Raw genomic sequence first — 12,817 nt, 5'->3', positions numbered from 1 at the left:
CGCCGCTGTTCCTTTTCTTCTGGGGGCAAAACCGCCCACTCTCCTCTACGATCCACGCCCCCCGAGACCAGTCGCCGACGATCCTAAGCGACTTTCCCGGCCAGTTGGACTGGTCGGTCAGGTCACGCGGGCACCGGCGGCCCTAGGTCAGGGCCTTGCGCAGCCGCTCCTCGTTCACACGCCAGAAGGTGTGCTGCGCGCCGTCGACCAGCACCACCGGAATCTGCTCCCAGTACTGGCGGTTGAGCCCCTCGTCCTGAGTGATGTCCTTCTGCTCCCAGGTCACGCCGAGCTCGCCGCACACCTTCTCGATGACGGTCTGTGCGTCGTCGCACAGATGGCACCCCGGCTTGCGGATGAGAGTGACGAGCCGGTCACCGGGTTCCTGATCGGTCTTGCGCCGAAAGATGGGACTCATGTCGGCCATTCTCGCCCCGCCGGGACGAAGAGGGAGCCGGAGCACCACAACCCGACGCACCCGGTCGGCGCCTCGACGCCACGCCGATGCAACCGATCCTTTAACGACACGGTCGTGGAGAGTTCACAGCCTCCAAACCTCACGACTCCGGAACCACTGAACAGACTGGCTATGCTCGCGTCATGGCCGCTCTCGGATGGCTCACTCCCCGTAGGCGCTCCGCCACGGCGAGGAGTGTTTTGGCAGGCGAGGCCTCGGCGGAGGCCGCGCGCAAGTCCTCGCAGGACGTCGCCGCACAGGACAAGGACGTCTCCGACCGGGAACCGGACTTCCCGGTCCTCGGCGACGACAAGGCCGCGGCGTTCTTCGACCTGGACAACACCGTGATGCAGGGCGCCGCGTTGTTCCACTTCGGGCGGGGCCTGTACAAGCGGAAGTTCTTCGAGACGCGTGACCTGGCGAAGTTCGCCTGGCAGCAGGCGTGGTTCCGGCTGGCCGGGGTCGAGGACCCCGAGCACATGCAGGACGCCCGCGACTCCGCCCTCTCGATCGTCAAGGGCCACCGCGTCGCCGAGCTGATGTCGATCGGCGAGGAGATCTACGACGAGTACATGGCCGAGCGGATCTGGCCGGGCACGCGGGCGCTGGCGCAGGCGCACCTGGACGCGGGCCAGAAGGTGTGGCTGGTCACGGCCGCCCCGGTGGAGATCGCGACGGTGATCGCTCGCCGCCTCGGCCTGACCGGTGCTCTCGGCACGGTCGCGGAATCGGTCGACGGCGTCTACACGGGCAGGCTGGTCGGCGAGCCGCTGCACGGACCGGCGAAGGCCGAAGCGGTGCGCGCGCTCGCGGTGGCGGAGGGACTGGACCTCTCGCGCTGCGCCGCGTACAGCGACTCGCACAACGACATCCCGATGCTCTCGCTGGTGGGCCACCCGTACGCGATCAACCCCGACACCAAGCTCCGCAAGCACGCCCGCACCTACGACTGGCGCCTGCGCGACTACCGCACGGCCCGCAAGGCGGCGAAAGTCGGCCTCCCGGCGGCGGCCGGCTTCGGCGCTGTGGCGGGCGGCACGGCAGCGGCCATCGCGCTGCACCGCCGCCGCCGCTGAACGCCTCCACGACCGACGCCGGAAGGGGCACCCACGGCCACCACGGCCCGGGCCTGCCCGGCGACGGTCCCGGACGCCCACCCGGCGACCGCTGAAACCGGGGTGGCCGGGGCGCAACCGTCCTGGCGGCCCACCCCGGCCGACGCCAGGGCAGGCGGGAGGCCGACGCCAGGGCAGGCCGGATGCCACCGGCCGACGCCAGGGCAGGCCGGATGCCACCGGCCGACGCCAGGGCAGGCCGGATGCCACCGGCCGACGCCAGGGCAGGCCGGATGCCGCCGGCCCGGCCGTCCGACGGGGCGGTTGCGGCACCCGCGCCCCCGTTCGCGGCCGTGACGGGCCGGAGACCAGGGCTTCGCGCACACGTCGCACGTTTCACTGGTTGGAGTGAGCGCCGGCCGTCGGCCGATCTCACGGCGACGGGTCATGGGCGGGTACCACTACCCATGCTGGTGACTGTGCGTGATCGGCGGTCGTCCCCGCGGCCGGGCCGGCCCCACCGTCGCCCGGTCGGCGGCGTTCACCTCTGGTGGCGCTCCGAAAGCGATCGCATTCCGACCGTCTTACCCCCGCGCCGCCCCCACCACTCCCCGCATACCGACCCGGGCACAACACGCCCCGTACTGTGCCGGAAGTCGGACCGAACCGGTCAACAATCGGTCACCCTGCGGTACTTGAGCGAGCATCAATCGGTTACAGAAGCGACGTAATCGATGATTTGAGCAACTGGGTGTAGTGCTGCCTGTACTAAGCGTTATTCTCCTCAGACGCAATCCGGCACCCCTCCGTCGCTACGACGGGTGAACGGTTCCGCACTGCACGTGATGGAAGCTCTGCCTCTGGGAGTCCCGTGTACCCACACGTCGGGGTTGACGCCTCGGGCCTGGCCACGCTGCGCGCAACGGTCCTCGACCTGTTGCGCGCCTTCGTCCCCACCGCGTACGCCGTCCCCGCCTTCGCCACCGCCGCGCCGATCGGTCCGTGCTACGCACTGGCCGACGGCAGCGCCGCGGTCGGCGGCCGACGGGGCCGCTCCGGCTCGGCGGCCACCACCGCACGCCGACCGGCTGCGGACAGTGACAGCGCACGCATGATGGACCTCGTGGAGCGCGCCCAGGCCGGCGAGGCCGATGCGTTCGGGCGCCTGTACGACCAGTACAGCGACACCGTCTATCGCTACATCTACTACCGGGTGGGCGGCAGAGCGACCGCCGAGGACCTCACCAGTGAGACCTTTCTGCGCGCCCTGCGCCGGATCGGCACCTTCACCTGGCAGGGGCGCGACTTCGGTGCCTGGCTCGTCACCATCGCCCGCAACCTGGTGGCGGACCACTTCAAGTCGAGCCGGTTCCGCCTCGAGGTCACCACCGGGGAGATGCTCGACGCCAACGAGGTCGAGCGGTCACCCGAGGACTCCGTCCTCGAATCCCTCTCGAACGCCGCCCTGCTCGACGCCGTGCGGCGACTCAACCCCCAGCAGCAGGAGTGCGTGACACTCCGCTTCCTCCAGGGCCTCTCCGTCGCCGAGACCGCCCGCGTGATGGGCAAGAACGAGGGCGCGATCAAGACCCTCCAGTACCGGGCCGTCCGCACCCTCGCCCGGCTTCTGCCCGAAGACGCCCGCTGAACCCCGCCGACCACATCGAGCCGCTCCTCCGTCCCCGCCGGGCACAGGCGCCACCCATGTCCACCGTGCCCGGCCGCACACGTTCCGCCACCTTCAACTCACGTTCCGTGCGGGCACGTTGGATTCGCGGTCCGATCATCTATCGTCCGTAACCCAAGTGCCGAGCCGCTCGTTGTGCGGGATACAGGCTCCCTGTGGTCACCCCCTGACCGTCCCCCTCCACTCGTTCGTGTGGATGCGGACAGGGCGTGCAACCCTCAGGATCCCCTGGGGAGTCGACCGTCATGACGAGAGGAGGTGCCGCCAGTGATCGCGAACGTATCGGCGCACCGGCGGGCGAACGCCTTCGCCCAGGCCCTGGAGTTCCAGTCCGACGACCGGGGCACGGCGGCCGAGCAGTCCGGAGGATCGGCTCCGGCCCCGGCTGATGCGGAACGGACGGAGCAGGCCCACCTGTTGGGCCTCGCGATCCGTCTCGACGAGCTGCCGAGGCCGACGCTCGATCCCGAGGTGAAGGTCGTCCACCGCGCGCGGCTCGTGGCCGCGATGGAGGCCATGCTGCGGGAGGGCACGGCTCCCGGAGGCGAGGCGGCGGACCCTTCGGTGCCCGGTCGGAAGAGGGGCGCGGCTTCCGCGGAAGGACGGCGGGAGACAGGAGCGCACTCTCACCGGGCCCGGGGGGCGCACCGGGCAAGCCCGCTGGGTAAGTTGCGTCCTCGGACGCGGCTCACCAAGGGCCTCGCCGCGGGCGGACTCAGCGTCGGCGTGGCGGCGGCCTCCTTCGGTGGAGTGGCCGCTGCCAGTAACGACGCGCTGCCCGGTGACTCGCTCTACGGCCTCAAACGCGGCATCGAGGACGTCAAACTCGGCATGACCGAGGGGGACAACGACCGCGGGCGGCTCTACCTCGACCAGGCCTCCACCCGGCTGAACGAGGCCCGCCGACTGATGGAGCGCGGCCGTGGCGGCCAGCTCGACCACGAGTCCCTGGGCGAGGTCCGCCGCACGCTGTCCGGCATGCAGCACGACGCGTCCGAAGGCCACCGCCTGCTGCACGAGGTGTACGAGCGCAACGGCTCACTCGCCCCCATCCAGGCACTCTCCGCCTTCACCCAGTCCCACCGCGAGGCCTGGGGCGCCCTGCGCGACCGGCTGCCCGTCCAGCTCGGCGACGTCAGTCAGCAGGTGTCGTCGGTCTTCGAAGCCATAGACCAGGAGGTCGCCCCGCTGCAGTCGCTCCTGCCGAATCCCCCGTCCTCGGACGGCACCGGCCGGCACCGGAGCTCCGCTCCGAGCGCCACCGACTCGACCGGCTCGGACGGACCCGCCCCCAGCACCACCGGCGGCTCCGCGAGCAGCAGCGACGACAGCGGCAAGCCCCAGCCGTCCTCGTCCAAGAGCAGCAGCGGCGGGCTGCTCGGCGGTAACACGGGCGGTCTGCTGGATCCGCCGAAGGACAGCGGCAGCGATTCGCCGTCGTCGAGCAAGAGCCCGTCGTCCGGACCGCATGTGACACTGCCGCCGCTGCTTCCCGGGTTGCTGCCGGGACTGGGGCTCAACAGCGAGGAGAACAAGTAGGGCCACCGCGGCTCCGACGAGAGCGGGGGCGCCCCTGGTCGCAGGGGCGCCCCCGTCGTCGTATCCGAAGCAGCGGGAAGGTGCTGGGCGCGGGAGAATCCCGCGGTCAGAAGAACACCGAACGCCGCTGCACCAGCAGCTTGTACAGCGTGTGCTGGATCTGCTCCCTGACCTGGTCCGTCAGGTTGAACATCAGCATCGGGTCCTCCGCGGCCTCCGTCGGATAGCCGTCCGTGGGGATCGGCTCGCCGAACTGGATCGTCCACTTCGTCGGCAGCGGGATCGCCCCCAGGGGACCGAGCCACGGGAACGTCGGAGTGATCGGGAAGTACGGGAAGCCCAGCACCCGGGCCAGGGTCTTCGCGTTGCCGATCATCGGGTAGATCTCCTCCGCCCCGACGATCGAGCACGGAACGATCGGCGTCCCGGTGCGCAGCGCCGTGGAGACGAAGCCGCCACGGCCGAAGCGCTGCAGCTTGTAGCGCTCGCTGAACGGCTTGCCGATGCCCTTGAAGCCCTCTGGCATCACACCGACCACCTCGCCGCGCTCGAGCAGTCGCTCGGCGTCCTCGGCACAGGCCAGGGTGTGACCGGCCTTGCGGGCCAGTTCGTTGATCACCGGCAGCACGAAGACCAAGTCCGCCGCGAGAAGCCGCAGATGCCGGCCCGCCGGGTGGTTGTCGTGCACGGCGACCTGCAGCATCAGGCCGTCCAGCGGCAGGGTGCCCGAGTGGTTGGCGACGATCAGCGCACCGCCCTTGTCCGGGATGTTCTCGACGCCCTTCACCTCGACCCGGAAGTACTTCTCGTACATCGGCCGCAGCAGCGACATCAGGACCTGGTCGGTGAGCTCCTCGTCGTAGCCGAAGGCGTCCACCTCGTAGTCGCCGGTCAGGCGGCGGCGCAGAAAGGCCAGACCCCCGGCGATGCGTCGCTCCAGGCTCCCTTCCTGGGCGACGGTGGGCTGCTCTTCCTCGCGCGTCACGGGAACATCATCCTGCGGGATCGCCGTGCCCGGCAGGGGCTGCACCTCACGGACCACCGCGGGCTCGCTCCCCCTCCGGCTCCCCGCCCCCCGGCGCCGCTGCGGCCGCTGCGCGGCAGCCCCGCGGGACCGGTCGTCGTCGAACGGAATGACCTTGGCATCCGCCATTGTTGATGCGCTCCTCAGTTGGCGCTCTGCGTCGGGGGGTGCCCACCGCCCAGGACGGGCAGCGCGGCGATCCTGTCGATGGCCCCCGCAAGGGCCTCCGGCGGCAGGAGTCCGGGGCCGCGGCTGCGCGCGAAGTCCGCGAACGTCTCCGCGGTCGTGTACTTCGGCTCGTATCCGAGCGTCACACGCATCTGTTCCGTCTCCACCACCCGCCCGTGGGTGAGCAGCCGGATCTGCTCGGGAGAAAAGTCCGTCATACCCAGGGTACGCATCGCGGAGCCGACCCAGGTGACCGCAGGCAGCAGCAGCGGCGCGGTGGGCCGTCCCAGGCGACGCGCACACTGCGACAGCAGCAGCACCCCGTCCCCGGCCACATTGAACGTGCCGCTGTTGAGGGTGCCCCGCTGCGGCTCGTGCGAGCCGATCCTCAGCACCTCGATCACATCGTCCTCGTGCACGAACTGCAGCCGCGGGTCGTAGCCGAGGACGGTCGGCAGCACGGGCAGCGAGAAGTACGACGCGAGGGGCGAGTCGGCGTTCGGGCCCAGGATGTTGGCGAAGCGCAGCACACAGACCGCGACATCGGGCCTGCGCCGGGCGAAGCCCCGTACATACCCCTCGACCTCGACGGTGTCCTTGGCGAAGCCACCGCTCGGCAGCGACTTGGGCGGGGTTGTCTCGGTGAAGACGGCCGGGTCGCGGGGCGCGGATCCGTACACGTTCGTGCTGGACTTCACGACCAGCCGCTTGACCGTGGGGGACTTCTGGCAGGCCCCGAGCAGCTGCATGGTGCCGATGACGTTGGTCTCCTTGACCGTGGCGCGGCTGCCGCTGCCCAGCGGGGTGCCGGTCACGTCCATGTGGACGACCGTGTCGACGGAGTACTCGGCGAGCACCCGGGCGATGGTGGGCTGGCGGATATCGGCCCGGATGAAGTCGGCACTGCCCAGATGGTGCTCGGGCGGGACCGCGTCCACCGCGATGACGCGGTCGACCTCCGGGTCACGCTGGATCCGTCGTACGAACCGGCCACCGAGTCGGCGGGCCACCCCGGTCACAAGCACGACCTTGCCCAAGTTCAGCGCCTCTCTTCCCGTCGCGTCCACTGGGGCACGCTTCTGCCCGACAGCCTGCCGCGTTCCCCGTATGCCGCCAACTTAGCCGGTTGATGTTGCGCTGTGATGACCACCCGATGCACGAAGTGACGACACGCACGAACGTGCGATCAGAACAAGTCATATGACTGACGGACGTCCGCACGGATCGCTTCGGCCGGGGCTGACCGCAGACGACCCCCACCGCGCTCCGGCGGAAGCCGCCCCCAGGCAAGACAAAGGCCCCCCACCAGCAGTGGGGGGCCGACGCGCGCACCGGCGCACAGCAGCAAGGGTGCCCTCGCGGGGGCCGCTCCTTACTTCTTGTTGCGACGCTGAACGCGGGTGCGCTTGAGCAGCTTGCGGTGCTTCTTCTTGGCCATCCGCTTACGCCGCTTCTTGATAACAGAGCCCACGACTACCCTCGCTCACTTCTTCACTCGGTGCTGGGCGCCATGGGCCCACACGACCTACGAGGGGCCTAGCCTACCCGCCCGAGCGCTGAGCTCGTAATCGAGGTGACCCGGGAGGCTGTACGGAGCCCTCGCCGGGCCGACCCCATCGGGCAGCCGTCAGGCCGTCTCCACCCCCACATAGCTCTCGCGGAGGTACTCGTGGACCGCTTGCTCCGGTACCCGGAAGGACCTCCCCACCCGGATCGCCGGCAGATGACCGCTGTGCACCAGCCGGTACACGGTCATCTTCGACACTCGCATCACCGAGGCGACTTCCGCCACGGTCAGGAACTGAACCTCGTTCAGAGGCCTCTCGTCAGCTGCAGCCATGACACACCTGAACCTTCCGCACTCGACGGCCACCGGCTTCCCCTTCCGGTGACTCTTCGTCGCTGCGTGCTCACTCCCCAATGTAGGTGCGGATGATGCAAGTGGGGAAGAGGGGATGCCATCGGCGGCCTACTGTGACAGACACGCTCGATTGAGTACATAGCGAGTAAGCGGTCGGTAGTAATGAGACCGCACGGCGTCATCGAGGGGAACGACGACTGACACGCGCCCCTCGGCCTCACCAACGAAGAGAGCGGGATCGTCGGTGTCGGCCAGGCCGATCGCGTCGAAGCCCAGTTGACCTGCTCCGCAGACCCAGCCATGATCCCCGATGACGAGTTGCGGCAGCGGCCCGCCGGACTCGGCGGCCGCGGCCAGCACGGTGCGCACCGGCAGCGGCGAATGCGTGTGTGCGCCGGGCTCACAACCGGCCCCTCCGGGCTCCGGGTTCCTTACGAAAGCCACTCCCCGTACGTAATCAAGGTCGTACGTGCGTAGACCGAACCGGGTCGTTATGTCGACACGACGACCCTGCGCCGGGGTGAGGACAGTACATCCCGCCGTCGACAAGGCGTCCGCGAGTTCGGCGTAGAAGCCGAGCAACCGGTGCGGGTGACCAGTGCCGAGAAGGACCGTCGCCCCGTCCTGCGCAGCCTGGCCGATCCGCTGGGCGAAGGCCTCGAGACCCTCCAGCGTGCGCTGCGGGTCGATCACATCGTGCCCGGAGATCCGCTGGGGATCGGCCGAGCCCCCGCACTTGTCCGCCATCAGCTCGATCAGATCCCGATGACCCCATGTCCATTCGGGATCGAGGCCGATCAGCACGCGGGGGTCGCGGGCGGCGAACAGCCGATAGCTGCGCAGGCTCTCCTCGCGCGAGGTGGCCACAGGCCCGGCCAGCCGGGCGGCCAGCAGATGTGCACGCAGTGCACCGGTGCTCAACACGACAGCGATGCTGGCCCAATCGCCCCCGCCCTGCGCACGGAATACGGGAAACACCCCACAGTCGGCGTAACCGTGCGTCCAGGTACGCCACTTCGTCGCACATGCCGGGCACCCGGCGGCCGGCTACGCCAGCAGCCCGCGCAGCGGGAACACCGCCTTCCGCGCCGCCAGCACCGCCTGGTCGAGCCGGTCGGCCGGGTCGTATCCCGCGTCCCAGTCCGCATACGACACGGGCCACCGGCCGTCCGTCATCCGTCCCGGCGCCAACTGCCGGGTCCGCGCGAACACTTCCTGCCGCCAGCTCTCGGGGATCACGGTCACCGGCTCGATCGGCCGTCCCGCCGCGATCGCGACCAGGTGCGTCCACGACCGCGGTACCACGTCCACGACCGCGTATCCGCCGCCGCCCAGCGCCACCCAGCGGCCGTCGGCGTACTCGTGCGCCAGGTCGTGACACGCGACCTGCACGGCACGCTGCGCGTCCAGCGACACGGCGAGATGGGCGAGCGGGTCCTCGAAGTGGGTGTCGGCACCGTGCTGGGAGACCAGCACCTGCGGACGGAAGTCGGCGACCAGCTCCGGCACCACGGCGTGGAAGGCACGCACCCAGCCCGCGTCCCCGGTGCCGGCGGGCAGCGCCACGTTCACCGCGCTGCCCGCCGCGTCCGGCGCGCCCGTCTCCTCCGGCCACCCGGTCTGCGGGAACAGAGTGCGCGGATGCTCGTGCAGCGAGATGGTCAGGACCCGCGGATCGTCCCAGAACGCCGCCTGCACGCCGTCCCCGTGGTGCACGTCCACGTCCACATAGGCGATCCGCTCGGCGCCCAGCTCCAGCAGCCGGGCGATGGCGAGGGAGGCGTCGTTGTAGATGCAGAACCCGGAGGCACCGCCCGGCATCGCATGGTGCAGCCCGCCGGCGAAGTTCACGGCGTGCAGGACGTCCCCGCGCCACACGGCCTCCGCCGCCCCGACCGACTGCCCGGCGATCAGCGCGGACACCTCGTGCATCCCGGCGAAGGCCGGATCGTCCACGGTCCCGAGTCCGTACGATCCGTCCGCCGACGCCGGGTGCGCGGACGCGGCCTTGACGGCCTCCACGTAGTCCTCCCGGTGCACGAGCCGCAGCGTCGAGTCGCCCGCGGGCTTCGCCGCGACCACCTCGACCGCCCGGTCGAGCCCGAAGGCGTCGACGAGTTTCCTGGTCAGCGCGAGGCGGACCGGGTCCATCGGATGGTCCGGACCGAAGTCATAGCCCGTTACTGCCTCGTCCCACATCAGCTGTGCGCGGCCGCTCATGCCCGTCACCGTATCGGTCCGCTCCCGGCGCGAACGAGCGGGCGTACACCAGTGTCACCAGCACCAACGCCATCGGCACCAGCATGGCCCCCCGGTAGCTCCAGGCGTCCCCGAGCGCACCCACCAGGGGCGAGCCGATCAGAAAGCCCACGTAGTTGAAGATATTGAGGCGGGCGACGGCCGTGTCCGAAGCCCCGGGGAACAGCCGCCCTGCGGCCGCGAAGGTCTGCGGTACGAGAACGCACAACCCCAGGCCCAGCAGGGTGAATCCCAGCATCCCGACCCACGCCCCGGGCGCCCCCGCCACCACCGCGAACCCGAGCGCCGCCACCAGCGCGCCGAGCCGTACGACCGCCACGGCCCCGAACCGCCGCACCCCGAAGTCACCGATGGACCGCCCGAGCAGCGTGGTGACCATGTAGACGTTGTACGGGACCGTCGCCAGCTGCTCCGAGCTGCCCAGCGTGTCCTGCAGATACTTGGCGCTCCAGTTGGAGACGGTCGAGTCCCCGATGTACGCGAACGTCATCACCAGGCAGAGCGGCAGCAGCAGCCGGAAGACCAGCGGGCCGGACTCGGCGCCCTTCGCGTCCGGCTCCGGACCGCTCCCGTCGACGTACCACCGGCTGCCGATGAGCGTGGCCGGCAGCAGCACCGCGACCACCGGCAGGTACGAAACCCACAGCGCCAGATGTCCGTGCGCGCCCACCCAGGCGAGCGAGGCGCCCACGATCCCGCCGAGGCTGTACGCGGCATGGAAACCGAGCATGATGCTGCGCCCGTACGTCCGTTGGAGGCTCACCCCGAGCATGTTCATCGAGGCGTCCAGGGCGCCCACGGAAAGCCCGAACGCGGCCAGGGCCACGGCCAGTTCGGCCATGTTCCCGCCGAGGCCCACGCCGAGGAGGGCGAGCAGCACGACGGGCTGCGACCAGCGCAGCAGCCTGCTGGGCCGCACGCGCTTGACCAGCTGCTCGGTCGTCACGCTGCCGACGCCGGCGAGGATCGGCACGGCGGCGAGGAAGACGGGGAGCAGCGCGTCGGAGACGCCGTACCGGTCCTGGATGGCCGGGATACGGGTCACCAGCAGGGCGAAGGTGGCGCCCTGGGCGAAGAAGCCGAACGCCAGCGAGGCCCTACCGCGCCGCAGCACATCTGTCATGGCGGCGAGAGTAGGACCCCGGGCTACCGGTGGGTAGATCCCGTCGAAGACGAATTTTGTTCAGCTTTACCGGGCGGAAGCCGGCGCCAGGGCGGGCTCGTCGGCGCTCTGAGCCTTCACCTCGGCGATCAGCAGCTGCGCCATCGGACGGGCGGCCAGGGCACCGCTGAGGACGAACCCGAGCGTCATCGCGACCGCGACGACGACCGAGCCCATCCAGACCATCGTGTCGACCGGCAGCGTGTAGGCGCCCACGACCCGCACCACGCACTCCGCGAGCAGCACCACACCCCAGACGACCGAGAACACCCGCTCCGCCCGCCGGAAGGCGGAGGACCGGTCCTGCAGCCGCGTCCAGGCGGCCTCCCTGGCCGCAACGCCCTTCACCAGCCAGGGCTTCATGCCCGCCGTCATCATCGGCTTCCCCATGACCACGGAGGCCAGGATCCCGATTCCGATCACGCTGCTGATCCCGCTGTCCTTGGCGAGCATCAGCCGCGGGTCACCGGCGACGAAGCTGAGAAGCAGCCCGGCGACGTTCACGAAGAGGATGAGCGCGGCGAAGGCGTTGAGCGTCCGCTCCTTGACCACGCCCCATACGGTCCGCACGGCCGGCACAACGCTGCTGAGGCCGAGGGCCATCAGCGTGCTCGTCCCGAACCCGTCCTTGAACAGGTAGTAGGAACCGATCGGCACCGCGACGTCGATGACCAGCGGCATGAGGTTCTGCTTCTTGCTGTGACCCTGGGAAACCGTGTTCGTCGTCATGCCCTCAGCTTCGCCGCCGGGGCGGGTCCGCCGGTAGGAACGATCGTCCGCAGCTCGGCATGACAAATGTCAGCGCCGGACCGGTGGCCCCGGTCACGGCCCGGGTCATACCAGCAGGTCGGACAACTCCCCCATGATGGAGAAGAGTTGTGTGGCACCCGCGAGCCTGGCCGCGGGCGTCATCGCGGTGAACCCGAACACGTCCATCCCGGCGGAGACGGCGGCCTGCACACCCAGTGGACTGTCCTCCACGACAACGCAGTTGCCCGGCGCGACCCCCATCCGCTCGGCGGCGTGGAGAAACAGATCCGGCGCCGGCTTCCCTCGTCCGACGTCCTGGGAACTGAAGATCCGCCCGTCGTCGAACCACCGGGTCAGCCCCGTCGTACGGTGACCCACCCGGATGCGCTCATGACTCCCGGACGACGCCACGCAGTACGGGGTCCCGTCGGCGGACAGTTTCTCCAGTACGTCCACGACCCCCGTCACGGGCTTCAACTCCCGTTCGAACGCGGCGAAGACACGTCCGTGGAAGACGTCGTCGAAGTCGGCCGGCAGGAGCCGCCCCGTGCGCTCCTGGACGAGGTCGTGGACTCGATGCATCGCGGACCCCATGTAGTCGCGGATGGAGTCCTCGTACGTCGTCGGGTGTCCGAGCTCGGTGAGGTAGGCGGCCAGCAGCCGGTTGGAGATGGGCTCGCTGTCGACGAGGACGCCGTCGTTGTCGAAGATGACGAGGTCATAGCGCATGGGTACGAGCGTAGACGAGCCCGAAAAACGAAAAACCCCGCACCATAGGTGCGGGGTTTTCCCAAGATTTGTTCGGCGGCGTCCTACTCTCCCACAGGGTCCCCCCTGCAGTACCATCGGCGCTGT

The 12,817-nt window shown here is 69.8% G+C and carries 13 protein-coding genes; 3 read left to right on the top strand and 10 right to left on the bottom strand.

Annotated features, from left to right (window positions below):
• Nucleotides 1–142: 142 nt before the first annotated feature.
• The gene (locus ABZ904_RS16410) at nt 143–427 is read right to left on the bottom strand and encodes a glutaredoxin family protein (protein WP_359405408.1); all 285 of its coding nucleotides are present in this window, start codon (nt 425–427) and stop codon (nt 143–145) included.
• 173 nt (nt 428–600) lie between these two features.
• Here ABZ904_RS16410 and ABZ904_RS16405 point away from each other — a divergent pair, with 173 nt between their 5' ends.
• The 3 genes from ABZ904_RS16405 to ABZ904_RS16395 all read left to right on the top strand — a co-directional run bounded on the left by ABZ904_RS16405 (nt 601) and on the right by ABZ904_RS16395 (nt 4,738).
• A complete protein-coding gene (locus ABZ904_RS16405) occupies nt 601–1,533 on the top strand; it encodes an HAD-IB family hydrolase (RefSeq protein ID WP_359405411.1) in 933 nt (310 codons plus the stop codon).
• An 850-nt stretch (nt 1,534–2,383) separates the two neighbouring features.
• Nucleotides 2,384–3,160: an ECF subfamily RNA polymerase sigma factor, BldN family gene (locus ABZ904_RS16400; protein WP_359405414.1), complete on the top strand. Its 777-nt coding sequence runs from the start codon at nt 2,384–2,386 to the stop codon at nt 3,158–3,160.
• Nucleotides 3,161–3,466: 306 nt separating this feature from the next.
• On the top strand, nt 3,467–4,738 hold the full coding sequence (locus ABZ904_RS16395; protein ID WP_360990168.1) for a DUF5667 domain-containing protein: 1,272 nt from the start codon (nt 3,467–3,469) through the stop codon (nt 4,736–4,738).
• A gap of 106 nt (nt 4,739–4,844) precedes the next feature.
• Here ABZ904_RS16395 and ABZ904_RS16390 read toward each other — a convergent pair whose 3' ends face one another.
• The 9 genes from ABZ904_RS16390 to ABZ904_RS16350 all read right to left on the bottom strand — a co-directional run bounded on the left by ABZ904_RS16390 (nt 4,845) and on the right by ABZ904_RS16350 (nt 12,691).
• Entirely contained in the window at nt 4,845–5,891 is a 1,047-nt protein-coding gene (locus ABZ904_RS16390) for a lysophospholipid acyltransferase family protein (RefSeq protein WP_359405420.1), read from the bottom strand.
• 14 nt (nt 5,892–5,905) lie between these two features.
• A complete protein-coding gene (locus ABZ904_RS16385) occupies nt 5,906–6,967 on the bottom strand; it encodes an NAD-dependent epimerase/dehydratase family protein (RefSeq protein WP_359405439.1) in 1,062 nt (353 codons plus the stop codon).
• Between the two features lie 335 nt (nt 6,968–7,302).
• Entirely contained in the window at nt 7,303–7,401 is a 99-nt protein-coding gene (locus tag ABZ904_RS16380; RefSeq protein WP_003948845.1) for an AURKAIP1/COX24 domain-containing protein, read from the bottom strand.
• 156 nt (nt 7,402–7,557) lie between these two features.
• The gene (locus ABZ904_RS16375; RefSeq protein WP_166661820.1) at nt 7,558–7,770 is read right to left on the bottom strand and encodes a helix-turn-helix domain-containing protein; all 213 of its coding nucleotides are present in this window, start codon (nt 7,768–7,770) and stop codon (nt 7,558–7,560) included.
• A 129-nt stretch (nt 7,771–7,899) separates the two neighbouring features.
• Nucleotides 7,900–8,715, bottom strand: coding sequence for a phosphatase (locus ABZ904_RS16370; protein ID WP_359405424.1), 816 nt, complete (start codon nt 8,713–8,715; stop codon nt 7,900–7,902).
• A gap of 123 nt (nt 8,716–8,838) precedes the next feature.
• Nucleotides 8,839–10,011 (bottom strand): acetoin utilization protein AcuC, encoded by a 1,173-nt coding sequence (locus ABZ904_RS16365; protein ID WP_360990162.1) that lies wholly within the window; start codon nt 10,009–10,011, stop codon nt 8,839–8,841.
• On the bottom strand, nt 9,962–11,173 hold the full coding sequence (locus tag ABZ904_RS16360; protein ID WP_360990159.1) for an MFS transporter: 1,212 nt from the start codon (nt 11,171–11,173) through the stop codon (nt 9,962–9,964). The genes ABZ904_RS16365 and ABZ904_RS16360 overlap by 50 nt, the downstream gene beginning before the upstream one ends.
• A 66-nt stretch (nt 11,174–11,239) precedes the next feature.
• The gene (locus ABZ904_RS16355; RefSeq protein WP_359405433.1) at nt 11,240–11,941 is read right to left on the bottom strand and encodes a VC0807 family protein; all 702 of its coding nucleotides are present in this window, start codon (nt 11,939–11,941) and stop codon (nt 11,240–11,242) included.
• Between the two features lie 105 nt (nt 11,942–12,046).
• The gene (locus ABZ904_RS16350) at nt 12,047–12,691 is read right to left on the bottom strand and encodes an HAD family hydrolase (protein WP_360990156.1); all 645 of its coding nucleotides are present in this window, start codon (nt 12,689–12,691) and stop codon (nt 12,047–12,049) included.
• Nucleotides 12,692–12,817: the final 126 nt, after the last annotated feature.

The organism is Streptomyces sp. NPDC046900 (assembly GCF_040644975.1).
In the GTDB taxonomy this organism is placed as follows: Bacteria; Actinomycetota; Actinomycetes; order Streptomycetales; family Streptomycetaceae; genus Streptomyces.
This window is presented reverse-complemented; position numbering and strand designations above follow the sequence as displayed.

Bases quoted from the DNA above. Each gene is read 5' to 3' on its own strand.
- ABZ904_RS16410 (WP_359405408.1), bottom strand. From the start codon at position 427: ATGGCCGACATGAGTCCCATCTTTCGGCGCAAGACCGATCAGGAACCC.
- ABZ904_RS16405 (WP_359405411.1), top strand. From the start codon at position 601: ATGGCCGCTCTCGGATGGCTCACTCCCCGTAGGCGCTCCGCCACGGCG.
- ABZ904_RS16390 (WP_359405420.1), bottom strand. From the start codon at position 5,891: ATGGCGGATGCCAAGGTCATTCCGTTCGACGACGACCGGTCCCGCGGG.
- ABZ904_RS16375 (WP_166661820.1), bottom strand. From the start codon at position 7,770: ATGGCTGCAGCTGACGAGAGGCCTCTGAACGAGGTTCAGTTCCTGACC.
- ABZ904_RS16365 (WP_360990162.1), bottom strand. From the start codon at position 10,011: ATGAGCGGCCGCGCACAGCTGATGTGGGACGAGGCAGTAACGGGCTAT.
- ABZ904_RS16360 (WP_360990159.1), bottom strand. From the start codon at position 11,173: ATGACAGATGTGCTGCGGCGCGGTAGGGCCTCGCTGGCGTTCGGCTTC.
- ABZ904_RS16355 (WP_359405433.1), bottom strand. From the start codon at position 11,941: ATGACGACGAACACGGTTTCCCAGGGTCACAGCAAGAAGCAGAACCTC.
- ABZ904_RS16350 (WP_360990156.1), bottom strand. From the start codon at position 12,691: ATGCGCTATGACCTCGTCATCTTCGACAACGACGGCGTCCTCGTCGAC.